The sequence below is a fragment of the Massilia sp. UYP32 genome (assembly GCF_050434365.1).
Taxonomy (GTDB): domain Bacteria; phylum Pseudomonadota; class Gammaproteobacteria; order Burkholderiales; family Burkholderiaceae_D; genus Telluria; species Telluria timonae.
Genome location: NZ_JBNDIK010000015.1, coordinates 1 through 22,968, shown reverse-complemented (window position 1 = coordinate 22,968; position 22,968 = coordinate 1). Strand labels below are relative to the sequence as shown.

The following is a 22,968-nucleotide window of genomic DNA, read 5'->3' as shown; positions in this document are numbered from 1 at the left end:
CGGTATCATGGCGGGATGAATCAGAACCCTTCGCAACCTTTTGTACCCTTCGTCATTGGCGTCGCCGGCGGCAGCGGCAGTGGCAAGTCGACGGTGACGCAGCAAGTGCTGTCGTCGTTCGGCGCCGATCTCGTCTCTGTCGTCATGCAGGACGACTACTACCGCGACCAGACCCATCTCACCATGGCAGAGCGGCGCGAGCAGAACTACGATCACCCGCAAGCCTTCGACTGGCCGTTGCTGGTCGAGCACGTGCGCGCCTTGCGCAACGGCGAATCGATCGCGATGCCGATCTATGACTTCACCGTGTCCAACCGCACCGACCAGACCATTCCCGTCAAGCCGGCCCCGGTGATCGTGATCGAGGGCTTGTTCGCCCTGTACGATGCCGACCTGCGCGACATGATGTCCCTGAAAATCTTCGTCGACACCGCGCCCGACGTGCGCTTCATCCGCCGCCTGCAGCGCGACGTCGCCGAACGTGGCCGTTCGCTGGACAGCATCGTCGGCCAGTACCTGGACACGGTGCGTCCGATGCACAAGCAGTTCATCGAGCCGACCAGGCGCAAGGCCGACATGATCCTGCCGCACGGCGCCAACGGCCCGGCGATCGACGTCATCACCACCAAGGTGGCGAGCGTGCTCGGCAAACTGCAGATCCTGGAGCGTCGTTCCAGCCCGGCACTGGATTGAATTGCCCGCACGCGGTAAAATGCGTGCTCATCGGAAGGAAATCGTCCCTGGTGGGGCGGCTGGGCTTCAAACCCAGTTGGTGGCGCCATGCGTCGCCGGGTGGGTTCGACTCCCGCATCCTTCCGCCATGCAGTTGCCCCTTAGATCCTTCCCCAAACCAACACCATGCTCATTCTCGGCTTCGACTATCCGGACGACTGCTATTTCGATCTCGAGAACGATATGTGGTGCCGTGACCTGGGTGACGGCCGCATGCAGGTCGGCGTCAGCGCCTTCGGCGTCAAGATCAGCGGTAATTACTTTTATATGTGCCGGCCGAAGTCGGTCGGCACCGAGCTCGAGCAGGGCAAGACCATGGGCGTCGTCGAGCTGAGCAAGACGGTGGTGACGATCAAGACGCCGGTTTCCGGCACGGTGGTCGAGATCAACGAGCTGCTCGAAGACAAGCCCGAACTCATCAACCAGGACCCGTACGGCAAGGGCTGGATCTCCGTGGTCCAGGCCAGCGACTGGGAGCGCGACCGTGCCCGGCTGGCGCATGGCGCCACCCTGGCCGAACAGGCCGAGCGCCGCATGCGGCTCGAGCCGAGCGACGACTGGATCAAGCCGTGAGCATGGGAGAGCGTGGGCTGGCCATCCTGGTCTGGTCCTGCGACCTGTCGCGTCCCGAACTGCTTGCCACGCCGTTCATGGCCGCGCAAGCGGCGGCGGCGCTCGACATGCGGGTCAAGATGCTGTTTTCCAGCCAGTCGGTCCAGTGGCTGCTGGCTGACAATGCGGCGCGCCTGACCGGCTTCGGCGCCGAACAGTGGGCGATCGCACGTCACCTGGAGGCCAGCCTTGATCTTGGCGTGGAGATCCGCGCCTGCACCCAGGCGCTGCATGCCAGCGGCGTTGATCGCGCCATGCTGGCCCCGCAATGCGCCGGTGTCGAAGGCATGGTCTCGTTCGTCGAGCAAGGCAGCGCGCCGGGCTGGCGCATGCTGGTGTTCTAGAGCGCGACCATCGCGCGCTCTTCGGGACGCAGCGTCAGCACCGCGACGCCAGTGGCCGTGACGGCCACCGTGTGCTCGAACTGCGCCGACAGCGACCCGTCGCGCGTCACCACCGTCCAGCCATCCTCCTCGGTGCGCACGCTGCGTCCACCCCGGTTGAGCATGGGTTCGATGGTGAACACCATGCCCTCACGCAGCTTCAGCCCGGTTCCTTTTGATCCGAAGTGCAGCACCTGCGGTTCCTCGTGCATCTCGCGGCCGATGCCATGGCCGCAATACTCGCGCACCACCGAACAGCCATTGCGCTTGGCATGGCGCTCGATGGCCCAGCCGACGTCGCCCAGGGTGGCGCCGGGCCGCACCGCGCGAATGCCCTTCCACATCGCCTCGTAGGTGGTCTGCACCAGCCGGCGCGCGTCCAGGCCAACCTGGCCGACCAGATAGGTCTTGCTGGAGTCGGCGATATAGCCGTTCTTTTCGAGCGTGATGTCGAAGTTCACGATGTCGCCATCCTTCAGCACGTCGGTCGTCGACGGCACGCCGTGGCAGACCACGTGGTTGATGGAGGAATTGAGCACGAAACCGTAGTCGTACTGGCCCTTGCTGGCGGGCCGTGCGCCGAGTTCATCGACGATGAAGCGCTCGACGAGCGTATCGACCTCGAGGGTCGTCATGCCGGCCAGGGACAGCTGGTCGAGCATCCCGAACACGGACGCCAGCAGGCGGCCCGACTCGGCCATCAGCGCCAGCTCATGCGGTTGCTTGGTCATGCCGCGCTCAGGGTGAGGGGCGGCGCCGACACGCCGGCGGCGGCCAGCTCGCGCGCGACGATCTCGTTGAAGCTGAGGGTGGGATTGGTTTCGCACAGCATGCCGACCTTGATCCAGAATGCGGCTTGCGCATTGATCGAGCGGCAGGAAACCCTGGTGGCGAGGCGGACCTGGTCGTGCAGGTCGTCCTCGATGTTGACGATGCCCATGGCGATACTCCAATATATGAATCGTATGTTGAGTATATACGTTCCATATATTCCGTCAATGCGGTTGCTGTAAAAAATGGCGCCGGGATCGCTCCCGGCGCCATTCATCCTGGCCTTGCCGCGTTCAGCTTACAGCGAGCGCAGGAAGGCCATCAACTCGTCGCGCTGGCCCTTGCTCAACCTGGCGAAGCGGTTGCGCGCCGCGGCGGCTTCGCCGTCGTGCCACATGATCGCTTCGGTCAGGTTGCGCGCGCGGCCGTCGTGCAGGTAGCCGACGGCGCCTTCGCGGTCCAGCACCTTTTCGGTGTAGCCCAGGCCCCACAGCGCCGGCGTGCGCCACATGCGGCCGCTGGCCTGGCCTTCCTTGTAGTCGTCGGCGAGGCCAGGACCCATATCGTGCAGCAGCAGGTCGGTGTAAGGTCGGATCGTCTGGTCGCGCAGCTCCGCGAACAGGTGGTTCGAGCCGGTCTTCATCGAGGCGGTGTGGCAGGCCACGCAGCGCATGGCTTCGAACAGCTTGGCGCCGGCGGCGACCTGGCGGGTGTCGACGTCCAGTTCCTCGATCGGCGACACGCCTTTCGGGAAGCCGCTCGGCAGGCTGCGCTGGGCAGGCACGGCCAGCAGGGCCAGGTAGTTCGAGATCTGCTGCAGGTCGGCTTCCGAGATGCCGCGTTCCTTGGGCGCCGTGGCGCAGCCGGCCGGGTTGCTGTCGCAGCTGCGGTTCGGATAGACCGGCGAGGTCACCGACATGTCCTGCAGCAGCGCGCTGGCGGTCTGGTGACGCAACGTCGCCTTCGAGGCCTTCCAGCCGAAGCGGCCCAGGTGCACCGCGCCGGTCTCCGGATCGAACACGAAGTTGGCCACACCCTTGACGCCGTCCTGGTCGGGCGTGCTGCGCACGCGCGCCAGGATGTCGGCCTCGGGCACCGCTTCGAGCAGGCCGGCGCCGATCATCGGCTGGGCCGCGCGCAGCGACACCGTGTCCGGCGTCGGGCCGTCGAACACCAGCACCGGCTTGCGCAACTGCACGTCGGTGCCGTCGGCGAGCTTGACCGTGCGCGTGTCGAACTCCTTGACGCGCACGCCGCCCCAGTTCTGCGGCGTGCCGGCCGCAGTGGAGGCGTTCATCTGCACCGTCGTGCCATAGGTCGGGTGCGGCAGCTGGGCGCCGTCGGCCGCGGTCGTGGCCACGCGCACGGCCATGGTGTCCAGGCGCCGGCCCACTTCGGGCGCCGGGCTGCGGCCGTTATTCGTATGGCAGGCGATACAGGCGGCCTGGTTGAACCGCTGGCCCTGGAGTCCGGAGATGTTCGGATGCGGATCGTTGCCCGGCTCGTTGTGCTTGCCGGTGGTGAAGTTGGTGTGCACCAGGCGGCGCCCTTCGACGAAGCGCTGCATGTTCTGCATGCCGGTGTTGTTGTGCGGCTGCTGGTACATGAAACTGCCGTTGTCGCTGTAGTTATAGGACACCGAGCCGATGCCGCCCGACAGGGTGTCGAGGGGCAGCGGCGCGTTCATCAGGCGCGGCTGCACGCCATACCACGGACGCAGGCCCTGGCCGACCACATACGTCCACTCGTTCGAGTAGTAGCGGATGCCGCCGAAGTCGCCCTTGGCCTGCATCGCCGCGGTGGTCGAGAACATCGAGGGCGAGATCTCGACCACGTCGCCGGCCACCAGCGGCCTAGCCGGGACGCTGCGGCCGTTCGGGAAGCCGTCGGCGTTCAGTTCGGCGTGGCCCGGATAGTTCCAGTGCTGCAGGGCGCAGTCGCCGTTGGCCAGGTTCGCGTTGTACAGCGTATTGTTGCGCGGGTAGGGCGTCGCCGGGCACATCGCGACCTTGTCGTTGACCAGCTGGCCCGGATTCATCCAGCCGAAACCGGTGACCCCCGGCCGGTCGAAGCCGCGGAAGAATGCGACTTCGCCCGGCCGGAAGTCCACCTGCGTGTACTGGTTGACGATCAGGACCGGACCGGTGTTGTTCGGCACGCGGCTGCGGTCGATGATCTCCACGCCCCAGGTGCGGTTCTGGTGGTACTGCGGCACGAAGGTCAGGTGCCGGCCCGGGCCCTTGTCGCGCGGCAGGCCGGTGGCGGGGTCGACCGTCTCGTTGGGGCCGTAGCCGATCTCGTTCCACTCCTCGCCGCGTTCGCGACCATGGCGGTCCTGGACACGGACGCCGAAGCGGGTCACCAGGGTGCCGTCCGCCAGCGTGAACTGGAGCGACTCGAGGGCGTCGTTCGAACCCGGCAGAGGGGGCCAGCCGTTGCCGTTGGCCGGGAATGGGTGCGCCGAAGTCGGCTGCGCGGGGATGGTGTTATCGCTGCCCGGGGTCTTGAACTCGACCTCCCACAGCGAGTAGCCATATTGCGTGGCGCGCATCAGGCCCTGCAGGCGCACGTGCCTGGCGACGGTATTGAGGTTGAAGAATTCCTCGACGCCGCCCTGGCCCTTGTCGACGATGCGCAGGTCGGTCCAGTTGACGTTGTCGTTCGAGGTCTGCAGCTTGAACTGCTTCGCGTAGGAATTCTCCCAATTGAGCTTGATGTAGCCGATCGGGGTCGGCGCGGCGAAGTCGAACTGGATCCAGCCGCCATTGCCATCGTCCTGGTGGCTGGCCCAGCGGGTGTTCGGCTCGCCGTCGATCGCCATCGAGGCGCCCAGGCCGCCGTTCTCGGGCCGCGACGAGCTCGCGCCGGCCGGCTTGACGGGCACGCCCGGCTTGCTCAGGTCGACCGGGATCCCGGGAGCGGGTTCGGTCGGCGCGTCGGGGTTGGACGGGGTGCCGGTGAAGGCCTGGATCTCGAGGATCGAATAACCATACTGGCCGGCGCGCTCGATGCCTTTCACGCGCAGGTAGCGGCCCTCGCCGGCGAAGCCGGTCAGGTCCTCGACGCCGCCCTGGCTGTCGTTCACGGTCTTGATCGTGGTCCAGCTGTCGCCGTCCTCGGAAACCTGCAGCGCGTACTTGCGCGCGTGCGCGTTCTCCCAGTCGATGCGGACCCGGGTGATGACCACGTTCTGCGCGAACTCGAGCGTGAAGTCCTGGTCATCCGTGAACCGGCTGCCCCAACGGGTGTTGCGGTCGCCGTCGATGGCGAACCTGGCGTCGAGGTCGTCGCGCTCGCGCGACGTGGCGGTAGCGGCTTTCGGGGTGAGGGGCATTTCCGGGCCCTCGGCCGCTGCGGAAAAGGCGTTGAACAGGCTCTTGCTGGCGCTTTGCATGGAAGACATGGGCGATTCGCCATTTCCACCACCGCAACCGGCAAGCAATATCGTGAGCGCGAGTGCGAGGCCGGGCATGCGGTAACGGCCTGAGGACTGCCCGCGAGGCAGTAGGTTCATTTGATACTCCTTGGTTATCCATTCTTGATTGGGAATCCTGCGCCGGCGGCAACCGCCATCCGCACCGCGCAGGCCTTGCCTTTTCCGCGTGCCTTGCGGCCGTCTTCTGGTGCCCCCCCTTGATACCAAGGGTTAATTGCTCTAAGGCAACTTTTTGCCGTTAAGATATCCGGCACGTCAATACCTGTCAAGCGCATGCGTCATGATTCACACGATGAAAGCGATCCTGGATGCAGCTTGCCGTTGACGGGAGTGGAAGTCATCACCAATAATCGAAGGTCATGCACATCCTGCGCACATCGTCGATGCTGGTCCGTCTGGTTCTGGCCTGGTTTGTCCTTACCCTGGGCGCCGCCAGCGCCGCACCCATGGTGCAGCCAGTCTCGATGGCGCTGGTATGCGCCGACGGTGGCGTCAAGGTCGTGCTCGTCGACCGCGACGGCGCCGCCGTGCAACCCAGGGGGCATACCCTCGATTGCCCGCTGTGCCTGCCCGCCACCGCGCCGCCGCCGCTGGCGACGCCATGCGTTCCGCCGCCGCAGCCGGCCGCCGCGGTGGTGCATGTGCCCGCCGTCTTCCATGTCGCCGCCACTGCCGGCGCACCGCTTCCGCCACGCGGGCCGCCCGCGCACTCCTGACGTTCTCGCGCCGGCGCAAGGTCGGCGCAGTCTTTACGCGCGCAGCGCGGCGTGGCCCATCGGGACGCGCCCGCAGGTCGCGCTCAACGTACAAGTAGTCAGGAGTAGCAAGATGCATCAACGAGTTTCACGTCATACCTCGCGCCGCGCCTTCGTGCTGTCCGGCGCGGTCCTCGCGCTGGGCGCGCTGGCCGGCTGCAGCATGGGCAGTTCGGTCAGTTTCAACGGCGCCGACATCACCGGCGCCGATTTCGGCCGGGATTTCCGCCTCAAGGATCCGAGCGGCCAGGAACGCACGCTGGCCGACTTCAAGGACAAGGTCGTGCTGGTGTTCTTTGGCTTCACCCAGTGCCCGGACGTGTGCCCGACCGCGCTGGCGCGCGCGGCCGAGGTCAAGGCCCTGCTGGGGCCGGACGGCGACCGCCTCCAGGTGCTGTTCGTCAGCGTCGATCCGGAGCGCGACACGCCCGAGGTCCTGAACGCCTATACGGCCGCCTTCGATCCGACTTTCCTCGCCCTGTACGGCGACCCGGAGCGCCTGGCCGAGACCGCGAAGGAATTCAAGGTGATCTACCAGAAAGTGCCGACCGGCGATTCCTACACCGTCGACCATACCTCGGTCACCTATGCCTACGACACCAAGGGCAAGCTGCGCCTGAAACTGTCGCACAGCCAGTCGGCGATCGAGTACGCTGCCGACGTGCGCAAGCTGCTGCATGCCGCCTGAGCCCCGCCAATCCAGACCATTCAAGGAGAACACCATGAAGCACTTCATCCGCACCGTCGCCGCCGCCGCCATGCTGGCCGCCGTCGCAAGTTCCGCCCAAGCCCAGGCCAACGTCACCGTCAAGGACGCCTGGGTGCGCGCCACCGTTCCACAACAGAAGGCGACCGGCGCCTTCATGCAGCTCCAGGCGGCCAAGGACAGCAAGTTCGTCTCGGTCAGCTCGCCGCTGACCCCGACGGTCGAGGTGCACGAGATGGCGATGCAGGGCGACGTGATGCGCATGCGCCAGGTGCAGTCGGTCGAGCTGCCCGCCGGCAAAACGGTGGAGCTCAAGCCGGGCGGCCATCACATCATGATGATGAACCTGAAAGCCCAGGTGAAGGAGGGCGATACGGTGCCGCTGACGCTGGTATTCGAAGGCAAGGACGGCAAGCGCGAGCAGGTCGAGATCAAGGCGCCCGTGAAAGCCCTGAACAGCGCCGCCAGGCCGGCCCACGCAGGCCACTGAGCGGTACTTGACCTGAAAACAACAACCTCCGGTAGGATTTTCACGTAAACCAATCGTGCGCGTGATGCTGCTTCGTACAATCGCCTGATTGCCGACGGGTCTCCCGACAGGGAGCCGCGGCCTCATGCGAATGGAGCGCTTATGCGACGAAGTCTTTCCTGGTTGCCGGCCGGACGCGGCGAATGGGCGCTGCTGGCGGCGCTGGCCGCCTGCTATCCGGCCAGCCTGGTGCTGCCGGCGACCTGGTCGCGCGAGGGCGGGCTGCTGGAAAGCCTGCAGGTGCTGGTGCTGGGGGCCGGCTGCGTGCTGGCGCTGCTGATGTACTTGCGCGCGCGGCCGGCGCGCGTCGCCATGCTGGCGCTGTGGGCCGCGCCGGTCTGGCTGCTGCTTGCGGGGCGCGAACTCAGCTGGGGGAGGGCATGGCTGTCCGGCCCTGCCAGCGAGACCATGGCCGCGACGGCGCTCCAGATCGAGCCGCTGGTCAAGCCCGGCGCCGCCGTGCTGCTGGCCTGGCTGGTGCTCAGCGCCGTGTACTACCGGATCGACGGGCCGCTGCGGGCCGCGTTTTCCCGTCGCCTGCCGTGGGTCACCCTGGTAGTCCTGCTGGCGACTGCCATGGGCTCGACCTGCGCCGAGGGCCATATGTCTTGTCATCTCGACAGGGTGATTCCCGCTGCCCAGACGTTCGAAGAATGGTGCGAGCTGCTTGGCTATATCGCGCTGTGCATGGTCCAGCATGTGGTTTTCATGCATCAGATGCCGGCAAAACCGGTTCCCGGCGTCGTGCATGCGCCCGCGGCAGTGCCCGAAGAAGCGGCTTAGCCGGCCTGAATTGCATGGCATGTACGGCAACTGAGACATTTTGCCCGTTTGTCTGCGCCGCGATTTCCTCTAGGATGTCGGGTTTTGGGTAAAGGACCGCCATTGTCGCACCGCGGTCGAGCGATCATGTCGAACGTTAAAGTTGTAGATGTAGAAACGGCGGAACTGGGCGACCGCGCCGCTGCCGGCCTGGCCCGCTATTGTTCGCAGTACTGGGCGCTGACCAAGCCGCGCGTCACGATGCTGACCGTGTTCTGCGCCGTCATCGGCAGCCTGCTGGCCAGCGAGGGATTCCCCGGCTGGAGCGTGCTGCTGTTCAGCGGCGCCGGCATCTGGCTGCTGGCCGGCGCCGCTTTCGCGGTCAACTGCCTGCTCGAAGCGCGGATCGACGCCCGCATGGCGCGCACCGCCCGCCGCGCGACCGCCAGCGGCAGCCTGAGCCCGCTGCACACCGTCGTGTTCTCGCTGGTGCTGGGCGGCGCCGGCGCCGCGCTGCTGTATACCCGGGTCAATCCGTTGACGATGTGGCTGACCCTGGCGACTTTCGTCGGCTACGCCTTCATCTACACGCTGCTGCTCAAGCCGAACACCCCGCAAAACATCGTGATCGGCGGCTTCGCGGGTGCGATGCCGCCGGCGCTGGGCTGGGCCGCGGTCGCGAATACGGTGCCGCTGGAAGCCTGGCTGCTGGTCCTGATCATTTTCTTGTGGACGCCGCCGCACTTCTGGGCGCTGGCGATGTACCGTCGCGACGAGTACGCGCGCTCCGGCCTGCCGATGCTGCCGGTCACGCATGGCATGGCGCACACCGGCCTGCAGGTGTGGCGCTACAGCCTGGCGCTGGCGGCCGGCGCCGCGCTGCCGTGGGCGGTGGGAATGAGCGGCGTGGTCTACCTGGTGGCCGCCTGTGCGCTGAACGCCGTGTTCCTGCGCTACGGCTGGCTGGTCCACAAGCGTTACAGCGACCGGATCGCCCGTAAATCCTTTGCCTGGTCGATCATGTACCTGGCGCTGCTATTCGCGGCGCTGCTGCTGGACCATTACATTCCGGTCTGAATTTTCCGACTCTGAGTTGCTTCTAGGTAAATTGTCAGTTTGAGTACGCTGGCGCACGGTGGGTTGGAACGTTAACATATTAAGCTGTTTGCATGACAGCGAGATACCAAACCCACCCCACCACGCGGGTGCGCGGCAATCCAGCGCATCTACCGACGCATCTTCCAGAGCAGCTGCCCGGTGATGGCCGCCACGGCCGCAACCATCAACCGCCGGCCGGCCTCCTCACGCCGGACGACGTGCGCGACAGCGCCGACCTGGCGCGCCTGCTCGAGCAGCTGTGCTGTGGCGACGACCTGATCGTCGTCTCGAACCGGGCCCCATGCATCCATTCCCATACGCCAGGCGGCATCGCGGCCCAGCGTCCCGCCGGCGGCCTGGTCACGGCGCTCGAAGCCGTGCTGGCCAAGGAGGGCGGCTGCTGGATCGCCCACGGTAGCGGCGACGCCGACCGCGCCACCTGCGACGAGCGCGACCATGTGCGCAAGCAATACCTGGACGCACCCTACCGTCTGCGCCGCCTGTGGCTGGACGAGGACGAGGTCGCCGGCTACTACGACGGCCTGTCCAACGAAGGCCTGTGGCCGCTATGCCACCGCACCGACGTCGAGCCGACCTTCCGCGCCGCCGATTGGGAGCATTACGTGCGGGTCAACCGCCGCTTCGCCGAGGCCGTGGTGGCCGAAGCCGCGAGCGCGCGTCCGGTGGTGCTGGTCCAGGATTATCACCTGGCGCTGGTGCCGCAGATGGTGCGCGAGCGCCTGCCGGAGGCGGTCATCGTGCTGTTCTGGCATATTCCGTTCCCGGCGCCGCAGCGCCTGGCACGCCTGCCATGGCGCGAACAGGTGATGGCGGGCTTGCTGGCCAGCACCGTGGTCGGCCTGCAGACCCCGGCCGACCTGGCCAACTTCCAGCTGGCGCGCGCCGCCTGCGCACAGGATATTGGCGCCGCCCACGTCGACGCCTATCCGATCTCGATCGCCTGGCCCGGCCGCCAGGAGCTGCCCGCGCCCGGACTGGGCGACGAGGTCCGGCGCCGCTTCGGCATCGCGCCGGGGGTGCGCCTGCTGGTCGGCGTCGACCGCATGGATTACACCAAGGGCATTCCCGAGCGGCTGCAGGCCTTCGAACTGCTGCTGGAGGAGCGCCCGGAACTGCTGGGCCAGGTGACCTTGCTGCAGATCGGCGCGCCATGCCGCGGCGCCTTGCCCGCCTACCAGGAGATCGCGCGCCAGGTGAAGGCGCTGACCGACAGGATCAATGCCCGCTTCAGTAATCATGCCGACCATGGCGCCTGGCGGCCGGTGGTGCTGCATGCCGCCAGCGCCAACGCGGCCACCGTCAGCGACTGCTACCGCGCCAGCGACGTGTGCCTGGTCACGAGCCTGCACGACGGGATGAACCTGGTGGCCAAGGAATTCGTGGCGGCGCGCAATGACTTGCGCGGCGCGCTGGTGCTCAGCCGCCAGGCCGGGGCCGCGGCCGAACTGGAGCAGGCCCTGCTGGTCGAGCCGCGCGACATCGCCGGCATCGCCCGCGCCATCGGACGCGCGCTGGACATGTCGCCCCAGGAACAGATGGCCCGCATGCGCGCCATGCGCGGCGTGGTGAGCCAGAACACGGTCTTCGGCTGGGCAGCCCGCCTGCTGGGCGATGGCATGCGGATCGCGGCCGGCCGCGGCGCTCGTCCGGCCCTGGCCCGGCTCGGGCAGCGGGCTGCCTAACTCAGCGATATCGGGGAATCCATCCAGCTGGCGATCGCACGCGAACTCGTCGAGCGGCGCAAGGAGGGAGAGCGGGGTAGCCCGGATCGGATCAATCGTTACCTGGCGGCGATGCAGTCGGCGCCGGTGCTGGAGTGGGGCGAGGACGGCCCCCGGCTCGCGCGCCGGCTACCCGCGCCGTCGCCGCGGCAGGCGCTGGGCCAAGTGGCCGAGTCGGTGGCGCAGCTGCTGGCCAACGGACAGTTCGAGTACGTGCGCCAGTGCGAGCATCCCGATTGCGTGCTGTGGTTCTATGACCGCACCAAGTCGCACCGCCGGCGCTGGTGCAGCATGGCGCTGTGCGGCAACCGGCACAAGGCGGCCGAGTTTCGGAAGCGCACCCGCGCCACGGCTTGAGTCGGCGGCGTGCAGCGCTGATTGCAACTGCACGCGTTGCGGTTGGCGGGAGGCCGCGCTTGTAGGGTGATCACGGCCCTTGGTGCGCCTGGATCGGGCCGTTCGCCGGGTTTGCCTGCAGCGTCACCGACGCCGGCGCCAGCCCCTCGGCGGTCACCCGCACCGTGATCGGGCCGCTGGCGCCCGGCCTGGCGCGCACGATGCCGAGCACCAGCCCGTTGAAGGCGGCGCGCTCCGCCGATGGGAACGGCTCAAAGCTGGTCGGGTCGCCGTTGTCGGTGGCCACCAGTTCGCCCGGGCCCTCGACCGTGAAGCGCACCCGCTGCATGCTGCGCGGCACATCGACGCCGGCCTTGTCGGCGATGCGCACGGTGACGAACGCCAGGTCGCGTCCATCGCCGGCGATCGTGGTGCGATCGGCGCCGGCCTGCAGTGCAGCCGCTGCGCCCGCCGTTTTCACGCTCGCGCGCGCCCATTCCTGGCCGGCCTTGTAGCTCACCACGCGCACCTCGCCCGGCTCGTACCTGACCTCGTCCCAGCGCAGGCGGTAGGTGAACGGCGCCTTCTTCTTGCGGCCCTGCGACTTGTCGTTGACGAACAGCTCGGCCTCGTCTCCCGAGGTGAACACGTGCACCGGCGTCACCTGGCCGACCCGCTCCGGCCAGGTCCAGTGCGGCAGGATGTGGGCCATTTTGAGGTTCGGACGCCAGCGCGACTGGTACAGCCAGAAGCGGTCCTTCTTGAAGCCGGCCAGGTCCAGGATGCCGGTATAGGAACTGCGCGCGCCGTAGTACGGGGTCGGTTCGCCCAGGTAGTCGAAGCCGGTCCAGACGAATTCGCCGGCAACGTAGGGATGGCGGTCGAGCGAGGCGAACACCTTGTCGGCCGACGAGCCGAAATCGACCGCGTACAGCTCATAGGAGCTCACCTGCTGCAGCTTAGAGTCGCCGCCGCGGCCATCGCGCACTATCGAGCTGTCGGTTGGATGGACGGGGAAGAAATACACGCCGCGACTGCTGAACGCCGACGCCGATTCGCTGGTGAGGATCACCTTGTCCGGGAACGCCTGGTGAAAGCCCGGATACTGCGGTGGGGTGCGGATGCGGTCGGTGCCCTCGAACTCCGGATCCTGGCGGATGCCTTCGCCCTGGTAGTTCAGGCTGATGATGTCCACCTCCGCCGGCAGCGGCATGTGCGGCTTGGCGTAGTTCATGGACAAGGTGGTGGGGCGGCTCGGGTCTTCGTCGCGCGCGATCGTATGCAGGCGACGCGCGAGCGCCGCGCCCTCGTGGTCGGTGTACTGCTCGCCGACCTCGTTCCCGATGCTCCACATGATGATCGACGGGTGGTTGCGGTCGCGCCGGATCATCGCGCGCAGGTCCTGCTCGTGCCAGTCGTCGAAGATCAGGTGGAAGTCGAGCGGCGTCTTCTTGCGCTGCCACGAGTCGAACACCTCGTCCACCACCAGGATGCCCATGCGGTCGGTCAGTTCGAGCAGTTGCGGGTCGGGAGGATTATGGGCCATGCGCACGGCGTTGGCGCCCATCTCCCGCAGCAGTTCGAGCTGGCGTTCGGCCGCGCGCACGTTGAAGGCGGCGCCGAGCGCGCCGAGGTCGTGGTGGTTGTTCACGCCGCGCAGCACGATCTTTTCGCCGTTGACGAACACGCCCTCCTTGCCGTCGAAGCGCAGCGTGCGGATGCCGAACGGCGTCTCGACGCGGTCGACCACCCGGCCATCCTGGCGCACCGTGGTCACCGCCAGGTAGCGGTTGGGCTGCTGGGTCGGCGGCGGCCCCCACAGGCGCGGCCTGGCCAGGGTCGCCGTGCCGTCCACGCTGGCGCTGGCGCCCGGCATGACAGTCGACGCGGGAGACGTCACGCGCGCCACCGGCTGGCCGGTGGGCCTGCCCTGGGGGTCGAGCTCCAGCAGTTCGGTGATGACCTCCGCCTTGACCGGCGCGGCGCCCTTGTTGTCGAGGGTGACGCGCCAGGCCACCTGGGCGGATTGCTTCGACACGCGCGGCGTGGTGACCTGCACGCCCCACTGGCCGACGTGCAGCGGCGCCGTCTTGGTGATCCAGACGTTGCGGTACAGGCCCGCGCCGGGATACCAGCGCGCCGATTCGGGCGTGTTGTCGAGGCGGATCGCGACCTGGTTGCTGGCGCCCGGCGTCAGGTACGGAGTCAGGTCGATGCGGAACGAGTTGTAGCCATAGGGCCAGCCGCCGGCCAGCCGGCCATTGACCCAGACGCTGGCATAGGCCATCGCGCCGTCGACGTCGAGGAAGATCTGCTTGCCGCGGTCGGCCGCGCTCAGCTCGAGCGTCTTGCGATACCACGCCGGCCCCCAGGTCTTGAGGCGGCCCATGCCGCCATATGGCCCGGTTTCGAGGAAGGGGCCGGCGATCGCCCAGTCGTGCGGCAGGCGCACCCTGGCCCAGGCGCTGTCGTCGAAGCCCAGGCGCGCGTACGGCGCTTCGACGGCCGGGTCAAGCGCCGGCCGCGCATGGCGGCGCGCCGGATCCTTGATGAAGGCATTGCCGCTCGGGAGTATCCATGGCTTGAGCAGGGCCACGCCGCCGCGCTCGACCCGGACCGCCTGATCGGGCCTGGCGTCGGCGTCCTTGCCGTCGGCCGACTTCTTGACCTCGGGGCGCACGTCATACAGGTAGGGCGCCGAGTCGCCGCCCGGGTCGCCCAGGGTGAAGCGCCAGCCGTCGTTGAAGTCGATGCGCTGGCGTCCCTCGGATGGCGCGACCTGCGTGGCCGGCTGGGCGGCGGCCGGGGGTGTCGCCAGCGTCGTGCCGAGCGCCGCGGCCAGCAGGCAGGCGGCAAAGGCAGCGTCAAGGGCGCGGGGCGCGCGGCTGCCTGCCATGAATGTTGGCGGATGTCGTTCCAAGTCTCCTCCTGTCGATATTGTTATGCTCGAGGTACGTTATCCGATAAGCCTACCATTGCTTAACTTTAAATGGTGGCGTATAACAAAAAATGTTAACACTCGATCAGCCCGTCAATACGACTAGTCCGGACCTGTCGCGCCGGAGCGCCAGACGTAAGGGCCGATGATCGTGCCGGTGAATCCGCCGGCCCTGCTGGTCGACAGGAAGCTGGCATCGACCCCGGCGCGCAGCACGCGCCGCACGCCACCGGCGCTGTAGAAGAAGTCCATGCGGCCGCCATCGAAGCGGATCTCCAGGTCGATCGCGTCGCCGTCCACGGGTGCGCTGGCCAGCAGGCGGTCGGCGTCGCCCTTGTCGCGCACGGTCAGGGCCAGCACGTCGCGCTGGCCCATCCGCGCCATCCCGTAGAACAGGTGCGAAGCGTCGCTCTGGTAGGCAACCAGTCCGGCGCGGTCGCCTTCGCCGGCGGGACGAAAGCGCAGGCGGGTAGCGACCGTGGCGATGTGATGCTGCTGGCGGCGCGCGAGGAAGGCCGGCGTGGCGTCCAGGTCGCCGAGCCGGCCGCGCGGCTCCAGCATCAGGCGGCCCGCTTCCAGGCGGTGGAACGGCGCCGCCGGGGTGCGCACGCCGATCCAGGCGTCGGACAAGCGGGCGCCGTCGAATTCGTCGACATAGGCGAAGTCGCCGGACAGCGGCAAGGCGGGCCGCGCTTGCGCCGGCAGCGCCGGCCGGGCGGCGACGAAGGGAATCGCCTTGCCGTCCTCGAGCACGAGCGGCCAGTCGTCCTTCCAGCTGACCGGCAGCAGGAAGGTTTCGCGTCCGATGTTGTACATGCCGTCGCGGTAGGGGCGGGTGGCCAGGAAGGTTGCCCACCATTGCCCATCCGGGGTCTGGACGAACTTGGCGTGGCCGGCCGAGGTCACCGGGTTCGGGCGCGCCGGATCGAGCTTGCGCTGGCTGAGGATCGGATTGTGCGCGTAGGGCGTGAACGGGCCGCGCACGCTGGTCGAGCGGAACACCACCTAGGAGTGGTTGTCGCCGGTGCCGCCCTCGGCCGCGATCAGGTAGTAGTAGGCGCCGCGGCGGAAGATGTGCGGTCCTTCGATCCAGCTGGGCTCGGCCGCGATGTCGACGCCGCCGTTGACGAGCAGGGTGCGCTCGCCCTTGACCGCCAGTGCGGCCGGGTCGAATTCCTGGACCCAGATGGCGCGATGGCCGTCGTAGCGCGGCTTCCCGGCCGGCGCGTCGTTGCCGACCAGGTAGACCTTGCCGTCCGCATCCCAGAACAGCGAAGGATCGATGCCGCCGAAGGCCAGCTTGACCGGCTCGGACCAGGGGCCTTCCGGCCTGGAGGCCGTCATGACCATATTGCCGCCGCAATCGACGCAGGTGGTGACCACATAGAACACGCCCTCGTGGTACGAGATATCGGGGGCGTAGATGCCGCGCGACGAGCGCAGGCCCTGGAAATTCGCCTGCGAGGGGCGGGTGATCACGTTGGCGACCTGGGTCCAGGTGCTCAGGTCGCGCGAGTGGAACAGCGGCAGGCCGGGGAAGTTCGTGAACGAGGAGTTGATCAGGTAAAAGTCGTCTTCCACGCGCAGCACGGAAGGGTCGGGGTAGTAGCCGGACAGGATCGGGTTGCGGTACTGGGTGGCGCTAGGGGTCGCCGTTTCCTGCGACCGTCCTTCGTAGCTGAAGCGTTCGAAGAGGGCGGCCTGTGGCGATATGGCGTCGACATCGGGTTGGCCGCCCGGAGCGGAGCAGGCCGCCAGTGCGGCCAACGATGCCAGGCCTGCCAGGGTACGTGGAGAAATCATGATGACCTTGAAAAAAGTGGCCCCACGCGGGTGGGCCTCGTGAAGCGGACGGAGTGAGCGAAAAGGGATCACCGCCAGATGATTGCGCAATCATTGTCGTCCAATAAATACCAGACTGCAATGTTCAGGCATCCGAAAGGTGTGGCTTGAAATGGTGCGCTGTTTTATCGTATTAAAAAACGTAACTAACCAACATAGCAAACAAACCATTAAATTATCCTCATAGCCGCGAACTACGGACAAAATAACACTACCCACCATAGCCACCAAGAGAAGGAGCTGCAATCGAGGCGACCGGGTGGGGAGGGGCGCGGCGACGTACTCTGATAAATAAGAACTTCTGGAGTGGCGATTGCGGCTGGCTATTCCGATACTTTCGGAGTTGCGGTATGCTCGCGTCAGGAGGATATCGATGAGAGCTGATTTCAGGCTGGCGCGCATGCTGCACGCGCTGGTTCATATACACGGACGCAAGGGCACGACGAGTTCGGAAGAGCTGGCCGTCGTGCTGGACACCAATCCGGTCCTGGTCCGCCGCATGATGGGTGGTTTGCGCGATGCGGGTTATGTGCAATCGACGGCGGGACGCAACGGTGGCTGGGTGTTGTCGGTGGACCCCGACAGCATCACGATGCTGGATGTCTACGAGGCGCTCGAGGAGCCGGTGATCTTCGCCATTGGCGCGAATGTCGATCATCCCGGCTGCGCCCAGGAACAGGCGATCAATGGCGCGCTCGAGGTGGCGATGGCGCAGGCGGCGGGCGCCTTGCTGCGGGAGTTCAGCCAGGTCAAGCTGTCGGCTTTCATGCCGCCGCCGAATGCTTGACTGGATCGCCCGGGGCAGGTCGCTGGCGGCAAGAGCAAATCGCCACTGGTGGAGTGGCGATTAAGTCATATTGCATTTCGTCGAGTGACGGTATCCGCGCGTTCCCGCCTCGCGCCGGGAAAACCGAGCGCTACGCCCGTGAAGTGCCTTGAGATAAAGATTCCGGCACTCCACGAGTGGCAGTCAAGCCAAGTCAATCGTTACGGCGCGAACACGGCGCGCACGCAGCCGTCCTTCTTGTGCTTGAACATGTCGTAGCCGCGCGGCGCGTCTTCCAGCGAAAAGCGGTGCGTGGCGAGATAGGCAGGGTTCAGCTCGCCTTTCTGTGCATGAGTCAGCAACCGCTCCATATAGGCTTGCCCGTGCTGCTGGGCGGTGCGTACCGTCATTCCCTTGTTCATGATGGCGCCCATCGGGAACTTGTCGATCAGCCCATAGACGCCGAGCACCGACAGCGTGCCGCCCTTGCGACAGGCCATGATAGCTTCGCGCAGGGCCTGTCCACGGTCGGTCTCCAGGTGCAGCGCCTGCTTGACGCGGTCATAGGCGTATTGGGGCCCGGTGCCGTGCGCCTCCATGCCCACCGCGTCGATGCAGGCATCGGGGCCGCGTCCTCCCGTCATTTCCTTCAACACGTCCAGCACGCTGTCGACCTGCGTGTAGTCGATGGTCTCGGAACCGGCGTGCGCACGCGCCATCTGCAAGCGCTCGGGGAAGCGGTCGATCGCGATCACCCGCTCGGCGCCCATCAACCGCGCGCTTTGCTGCGCCATCAGGCCCACGCCGCCGCAACCCCAGACGGCGACCGTGTCGCCTGGCTGGATGTCGCAAAAATCGGCGCCCATATAGCCGGTCGGCGCCGCATCCGACAGAAACAGCGCGGTCTCGTCCGCCACCCCGTCGGGGACCTTGAAGCAATCGTTGTCGGCGAACGGCACGCGCACGTATTGCGCGTGCGCGCCGGCGTAGCCGCCGAAGGCATGGGTGTAGCCGTAGATGCCGGCCGTCGGATAGCCGCCAAGGAGCGGTTCCTGCAGCTCGGGCTTCGGGTGCGTGTTGTCGCACAGGGAGTAAAGGGAATGCTGGCAGTACCAGCATTGTCCGCAAACGATGAACGAGGGGACGACGACGCGGTCGCCCTTCCTGACGCGCTTGACCGCCGGGCCGACTTCCTCGATCACGCCCATGAACTCATGGCCGATCACATCGCCGGCCTTCATGCTCGGGATATAGCCGTCGATGAAGTGCAGGTCCGAGCCGCAGGTCGTCGACAGGCTGACGCGCAGGATGGCGTCATGGGGATTCACGATCTCGGGGTCCTTCACCGTGCCGACCCGCAGGTCGTTCACGCCGTTCCAGTAAAGTGCTCGCATGGCCTGTCCTTCAGTGTGTGTTGGCGCGAGCAGCGGGCTGGCGCGCGGTGGTTGGGATCTCGCCGGTTTCGACGAGGTTCTTGAAGCGCCTGAGCGCGCCATCGGCGACCAGGCGCAGGGGTACGGTGCCCAGCAATTCAAACAGCCACTCGCCGAGCGCGCCGCCCGGCGGCTCGAAGCGCAGGCGCAGCGTCACGACGGTGCCGCGACCGGCCGGGGCGGGGTGGAAGCGGATCCACCCCTCGTTCGAGACCGCGCCATCGGACAGCGCGCGCCAACCCATGCCCGCGCCGGAATGGCCCACCGTTTCGGTGTCCCATTCGCAGGCGCGGCCGAGCGGACCTTCGATCTTCCAGTGCATGCGGCCTTCGCCGGTGGCGTGCACGGTCGCGAAGCCGGACATGATCTGCGGCAGCGTACGTGGGTCTTGCCAGTATTGGCGCAGTTCGTCTTCATTCTTGCCGATCGTGATCGAGCGCTCGACCTCCGGGGCGCCGCCGGCATTTACCCGGCCGGTCTGCGTGCTGCGCAGCGCGCCCAGCGCGCCCGCGCCGGCGACCGCGCTCAGCGCGAGCGCCGCGGCGCCTCTCCTGCGGCCGCCGAGTCCGGCCACGATGGCTGCGCCCCCCAACGCGATGGGAATCCAGCCAAGATTGTGCGACGGCCCAGCGTGTGAACCCGCTCGCGATGCCGTGCCCGGTGGTGCGGCAGAGTGTCTGCTTGCCATGATTGAACTCCCTTGCTGATTGCCCGCCGAGCGGACTGGTTGCAGGTTGGCGGCGCCGGAGCGCCGCATGAGGATGTCACTTGCGCGGCGCAGGCAGGCGCCACAGCTGGGTCGGCAGCGCCAGCGGCGCCTCCCGGTTGAAGAAGGCGGAATCCTGGATGCGCGAGGTGGTCACGTACAGGCTGCCGTCCGGTCCCTCGCTGAAGGTGTCGGGCCAGCGCAGGCGCGGATCCTGCAGCACCGTGCGCACTGCGCCGGCCGGGCCTTCGGACAATCTGCGCGCCTTGATGGCGTTGTCCTCGATCGAGGTGAGGTACAGGATGTCGGCGCCGCGCCCGATCCAGAGGCCGTCGGTCGGCCCGACCTGGCCGTAGGGCTGGACCTGGCTCGAAAGGTCTTCTCCGGCCAGGCCCTGTCCGATGAGCGCCGCGCTCCGGATGCGATACAGGGTGGTGCCGGTCAGCGCTTTCCAGTACAGCCAGGCGCCGTCGGACGACAGGGCAATGCTGTCGGCCGCGAACAGCACCGGGCGTCCGTCCGGATAGCGCAGCGGTTTGCCGTCGGTGCGCACCACCACGCCTTTCTCGGGCTGGGTGGACGGATGGCCGTCCAGCACCCGGCGCGCCTTGCCGCTGGCCAGGTCGACCACGACCAGGGCGCCGCGCTGCCCGGCATCGGTGAGGAAGGCATGCCTGCCGTCGTGCGAGAAGCGCACGTCGTTGAGGTAGGAGCCGGGAATCGCGACGTCCTGGCCGAACCGGATCACCTGCGCCACGCGGTCGGTCGCCAGATCGATGCGCACCAGCTTCGGTCCTCCCGGCACGAGGCCGTCCACGGCAGGCGCCGCCGGATCGACCACCCATACGCTGCCGCGGCCGTCGGCGACCACGCTTTGCACGCAGACCCAGTGCTGCGCGGGATCGAGCTCGTCGCGCCGGACATTGCGCCAGGCATTCCATTGCTCGTTGGGATAAGGACGCAGGCTGCCGTCCTTCATGACTTCGGCGACCGAGACCGGAGCGTCTTCTGTCCAGCGAGGGAAATTGACGAACAACCGGCCCCGTTCGCTCACGGTCACGCCGGTGACCTGGTGTTCGAACTGGGCAGCCTGCTGCAGCGTCGTGCCGGCCCGGCGGTGCTCGGACTGCGCGGCGGACGCCTCGGTTTGCGCCGTTGCCGTGGCGGCGGACCAGCCGGCGCCGGCAAGGACGAGTGCGAGAAACGTGGCAGTGATTCGCATGACGCTTCTTTTCTGAAGACAGCAGCGTGCGCTGCAAGAACCCCAAGAACTGGACGCCGCCGATCGCCGGCGGAACATGGAATGCGCAAAGCTACACCGATCGCCACCACCCCGCAAGGCTGCTTCGCGAGTTTGTGAAGACGTCCAAATAAAGCGACTCGGCTGTGCTCGCTTCAATCGAATCGCCGCTTGCGGCGGGGCGAACGCGTGTCTAACCTGTGTCGCTTCTGCCACCGACCATCGATGCGTCGGCGGCAGGCAGATGGTTCCGCGGGCGCCTTTCGCGGATATCGCCAACCACTGCCGGAACAGATTGCCGCGTGTCGTCATTGGGCACGCAGGGCAGGCTATTTCCTGGCAGCTCAAGGCGTGGATTATGAAAGCTGTTGTCTATCGAGGCCCCAACCAGGTGGCCGTCGAAGATGTGCCGGATCCAAAGATCGAACGTCCGACGGACGCCATCGTCCGAATCACCAGCACCAACATCTGCGGCTCCGACCTGCACATGTACGAGGGGCGGACCGACTTCGAGCAGGGCCGCGTCTTCGGCCACGAGAACCTCGGCGTGGTCATGGAAGTCGGTCCCGCGGTCGAGCGGCTCAAGCCCGGCGACTGGGTCTGCATGCCCTTCAATATCAGCTGCGGACATTGCAGGAACTGCGAACGCGGCCTGACCGCCTATTGCCTCAAGGCGAACGAACCTGGCGTGGCCGGCGGCGCTTTCGGCTTCGCCGACATGGGACCATGGCAGGGCGGGCAAGCCGAATACCTGCGCGTGCCCTGGGCCGACTTCATGTGCCTGAAGCTGCCGCCCGACGCCGAGGAAAAGCAGTCCGACTACGTGATGTGCGCCGACATCTTCCCGACCGGCTGGCACGCGACCGAACTGGCCGGCATGAAGCCCGGCGACGCGGTGGTGATCTACGGCGCCGGACCGGTCGGCCTCATGGCCGCGCATTCTGCGATGATCAAGGAGGCGTGCAGTGTGATGGTGGTCGACTGCCACTCGGACCGGCTCAAGCTGGCCGAGTCGATCGGCGCGATCGCGATCGATTTTTCCAGGGAAGACCCGGTGCAGCGGGTGATGGACCTGACCCATGGGCAGGGCGCGGACGTGGGCTGTGAGTGCGTCGGCTACCAGTGCCACGACCACCACCATCACCGGCAAGAGCGGCCCAATCTCACGATGAACAACCTGGTCAATTCGGTCAAGTTCACCGGCGGGATCGGCGTGGTGGGCGTGTTCGTGCCGGAGGACCCGAACGGCCCGGACGCCCTGGAAAAGGAAGGAAAGATCGCGCTCGATTGGGGCAAGCTGTGGCTCAAGGGGCAGCGCGTCGCCACCGGCCAGTGCAACGTCAAGGCCTACAACCGGCAGCTACGCGACCTGATCCACGCCGGCCGAGCGAAACCTTCGTTCATCGTGTCGCATGAGTTGAAGCTGGACCAGGCGCCGGACGCCTACAAGCACTTCGACGTGCGAGATCACGGCTGGACCAAGGTGATTCTGCATCCTGGTTCCTAGCGGAGCAGGGCGCATCCGACGATAGTCGAAAACGTGTGCCGGAAAATGCCGCCCATCCGGACGGCATGTCTTGCCAGCGACCTTAGAAGCCGCACCAGTCCCTGCACTCGTTGAACTCTTGCCGGCAGTGCGCCGATTCCTCGGCGTTCGTGCTCAATTGCAGGCAGGCGTCCAGTACCTGGCCGCAGCCGCGGACGCACGCTTCAACGTCCTGCCACGCAAACACCGAAGTGCTGGCGCCGATACCAATAGCAAACAGCAGGGTAGCCAGTTTCTTGTTCATCCATTGCTCCTTGAAGAGGTTGATGCTCGACGGGGGACTGCTGCAAATATCAGCGCATACGCCAACCCTGACTTGAATGTCTTCGCAAGCATGGGCGCCTCGGGCTTCAGATATTCTTGAAAATCTCATGCACATACGGTGAGCGTCAATGTGCTGAGAATGGGATGTGGGTGTAGATGCGTTTTCATGCCGGCTGAATGGCTGAATTCCACAGCCTTGATACTGCTGTTGGCACCGAGCGGCTGAGTTGGGCCAGCGAGAAATGCAGGCGTCACCCTCCGTCAGACCACGCTTCTCGGTAGTTGTCAACAAAGATGTCGCGTCAAGTCATGCGGCTTTTCTTAATTGCTCTGGCGGTTTCCGTTCCGGATTCAGCCAGACTTCATCGTTC

General features: G+C 66.6%; 21 protein-coding genes, 1 tRNA gene and 1 pseudogene. 13 read left to right on the top strand and 10 right to left on the bottom strand.

All coding sequences use genetic code 11. The features are described 5' to 3' along the window. The first annotated feature begins 15 nt into the window (after positions 1-15). From udk to ABIB42_RS13290, 4 genes are all read left to right on the top strand, one after another. Positions 16-693: a uridine kinase gene (gene udk / locus ABIB42_RS13305; protein ID WP_005671004.1), complete on the top strand. Its 678-nt coding sequence runs from the start codon at positions 16-18 to the stop codon at positions 691-693. A gap of 32 nt (positions 694-725) precedes the next feature. Continuing rightward, positions 726-821 (top strand) — tRNA-Sec (locus ABIB42_RS13300). Between the two features lie 37 nt (positions 822-858). Beyond that, positions 859-1,305 (top strand): glycine cleavage system protein H, encoded by a 447-nt coding sequence (locus ABIB42_RS13295; RefSeq protein ID WP_005671002.1) that lies wholly within the window; start codon positions 859-861, stop codon positions 1,303-1,305. After that, positions 1,302-1,688 carry a DsrE family protein gene (locus tag ABIB42_RS13290; protein ID WP_157225740.1) on the top strand — a complete coding sequence of 129 codons (387 nt, stop codon included), beginning with the start codon at positions 1,302-1,304 and terminating at the stop codon, positions 1,686-1,688. Before ABIB42_RS13295 ends, ABIB42_RS13290 begins: the two co-directional genes overlap by 4 nt. Here the strand turns inward: ABIB42_RS13290 and map are convergent. The 3 genes from map to ABIB42_RS13275 all read right to left on the bottom strand — a co-directional run bounded on the left by map (position 1,685) and on the right by ABIB42_RS13275 (position 6,012). Beyond that, a complete protein-coding gene (gene map, locus ABIB42_RS13285) occupies positions 1,685-2,458 on the bottom strand; it encodes a type I methionyl aminopeptidase (RefSeq protein ID WP_429248450.1) in 774 nt (257 codons plus the stop codon). The genes ABIB42_RS13290 and map overlap by 4 nt on opposite strands. After that, positions 2,455-2,667 carry a ParD-like family protein gene (locus tag ABIB42_RS13280; RefSeq protein WP_184236298.1) on the bottom strand — a complete coding sequence of 71 codons (213 nt, stop codon included), beginning with the start codon at positions 2,665-2,667 and terminating at the stop codon, positions 2,455-2,457. Before ABIB42_RS13280 ends, map begins: the two co-directional genes overlap by 4 nt. Before the next feature lie 129 nt (positions 2,668-2,796). Continuing rightward, positions 2,797-6,012 carry a di-heme oxidoredictase family protein gene (locus ABIB42_RS13275; RefSeq protein WP_429248449.1) on the bottom strand — a complete coding sequence of 1,072 codons (3,216 nt, stop codon included), beginning with the start codon at positions 6,010-6,012 and terminating at the stop codon, positions 2,797-2,799. A 281-nt stretch (positions 6,013-6,293) separates the two neighbouring features. Between ABIB42_RS13275 and ABIB42_RS13270 the strand changes: the two genes are divergently transcribed. The 7 genes from ABIB42_RS13270 to ABIB42_RS13240 all read left to right on the top strand — a co-directional run bounded on the left by ABIB42_RS13270 (position 6,294) and on the right by ABIB42_RS13240 (position 11,883). Then, the gene (locus ABIB42_RS13270) at positions 6,294-6,650 is read left to right on the top strand and encodes a DUF2946 domain-containing protein (protein ID WP_429248448.1); all 357 of its coding nucleotides are present in this window, start codon (positions 6,294-6,296) and stop codon (positions 6,648-6,650) included. A 112-nt stretch (positions 6,651-6,762) separates the two neighbouring features. Then, on the top strand, positions 6,763-7,377 hold the full coding sequence (locus tag ABIB42_RS13265) for an SCO family protein (protein WP_429248447.1): 615 nt from the start codon (positions 6,763-6,765) through the stop codon (positions 7,375-7,377). A 34-nt stretch (positions 7,378-7,411) separates the two neighbouring features. After that, on the top strand, positions 7,412-7,885 hold the full coding sequence (locus tag ABIB42_RS13260) for a copper chaperone PCu(A)C (protein ID WP_429248446.1): 474 nt from the start codon (positions 7,412-7,414) through the stop codon (positions 7,883-7,885). Between the two features lie 141 nt (positions 7,886-8,026). Next, positions 8,027-8,707 (top strand): hypothetical protein, encoded by a 681-nt coding sequence (locus ABIB42_RS13255; RefSeq protein WP_429248445.1) that lies wholly within the window; start codon positions 8,027-8,029, stop codon positions 8,705-8,707. Positions 8,708-8,833: 126 nt separating this feature from the next. Then, positions 8,834-9,763: a heme o synthase gene (cyoE, locus tag ABIB42_RS13250; protein ID WP_429248444.1), complete on the top strand. Its 930-nt coding sequence runs from the start codon at positions 8,834-8,836 to the stop codon at positions 9,761-9,763. Positions 9,764-9,855: 92 nt separating this feature from the next. Continuing rightward, positions 9,856-11,487, top strand: coding sequence for an alpha,alpha-trehalose-phosphate synthase (UDP-forming) (locus tag ABIB42_RS13245; protein WP_429248443.1), 1,632 nt, complete (start codon positions 9,856-9,858; stop codon positions 11,485-11,487). 9 nt (positions 11,488-11,496) lie between these two features. Continuing rightward, a complete protein-coding gene (locus ABIB42_RS13240) occupies positions 11,497-11,883 on the top strand; it encodes a CGNR zinc finger domain-containing protein (RefSeq protein WP_429248512.1) in 387 nt (128 codons plus the stop codon). A gap of 70 nt (positions 11,884-11,953) precedes the next feature. On the opposite strand, the gene galB is transcribed toward ABIB42_RS13240, so the two are convergent. The 3 genes and pseudogenes from galB to ABIB42_RS13225 all read right to left on the bottom strand — a co-directional run. Beyond that, the gene (gene galB / locus ABIB42_RS13235; protein ID WP_429248442.1) at positions 11,954-14,758 is read right to left on the bottom strand and encodes a beta-galactosidase GalB; all 2,805 of its coding nucleotides are present in this window, start codon (positions 14,756-14,758) and stop codon (positions 11,954-11,956) included. A 144-nt stretch (positions 14,759-14,902) separates the two neighbouring features. Further along, on the bottom strand, positions 14,903-15,553 hold the full coding sequence (locus tag ABIB42_RS13230; protein ID WP_429248511.1) for a hypothetical protein: 651 nt from the start codon (positions 15,551-15,553) through the stop codon (positions 14,903-14,905). Between the two features lie 15 nt (positions 15,554-15,568). Beyond that, positions 15,569-16,603, bottom strand: a pseudogene (locus ABIB42_RS13225) (glycoside hydrolase family 43 protein); the annotation flags it as partial. 412 nt (positions 16,604-17,015) lie between these two features. Here ABIB42_RS13225 and ABIB42_RS13220 point away from each other — a divergent pair. Further along, complete coding sequence (locus ABIB42_RS13220; protein WP_071362923.1) at positions 17,016-17,429, top strand: Rrf2 family transcriptional regulator; 414 nt, start codon at positions 17,016-17,018, stop codon at positions 17,427-17,429. A 200-nt stretch (positions 17,430-17,629) separates the two neighbouring features. On the opposite strand, the gene ABIB42_RS13215 is transcribed toward ABIB42_RS13220, so the two are convergent. The 3 genes from ABIB42_RS13215 to ABIB42_RS13205 all read right to left on the bottom strand — a co-directional run bounded on the left by ABIB42_RS13215 (position 17,630) and on the right by ABIB42_RS13205 (position 20,769). Further along, positions 17,630-18,802: a zinc-dependent alcohol dehydrogenase gene (locus tag ABIB42_RS13215; protein ID WP_071362922.1), complete on the bottom strand. Its 1,173-nt coding sequence runs from the start codon at positions 18,800-18,802 to the stop codon at positions 17,630-17,632. 10 nt (positions 18,803-18,812) lie between these two features. After that, the gene (locus ABIB42_RS13210) at positions 18,813-19,415 is read right to left on the bottom strand and encodes an SRPBCC family protein (protein ID WP_143054583.1); all 603 of its coding nucleotides are present in this window, start codon (positions 19,413-19,415) and stop codon (positions 18,813-18,815) included. 190 nt (positions 19,416-19,605) lie between these two features. Beyond that, a complete protein-coding gene (locus tag ABIB42_RS13205) occupies positions 19,606-20,769 on the bottom strand; it encodes an L-dopachrome tautomerase-related protein (protein WP_005670964.1) in 1,164 nt (387 codons plus the stop codon). 376 nt (positions 20,770-21,145) lie between these two features. Between ABIB42_RS13205 and ABIB42_RS13200 the strand changes: the two genes are divergently transcribed. Beyond that, positions 21,146-22,294: a glutathione-independent formaldehyde dehydrogenase gene (locus ABIB42_RS13200; protein ID WP_429248441.1), complete on the top strand. Its 1,149-nt coding sequence runs from the start codon at positions 21,146-21,148 to the stop codon at positions 22,292-22,294. 82 nt (positions 22,295-22,376) lie between these two features. On the opposite strand, the gene ABIB42_RS13195 is transcribed toward ABIB42_RS13200, so the two are convergent. Continuing rightward, positions 22,377-22,577 (bottom strand): hypothetical protein, encoded by a 201-nt coding sequence (locus tag ABIB42_RS13195; RefSeq protein WP_005670960.1) that lies wholly within the window; start codon positions 22,575-22,577, stop codon positions 22,377-22,379. Positions 22,578-22,968: the final 391 nt, after the last annotated feature.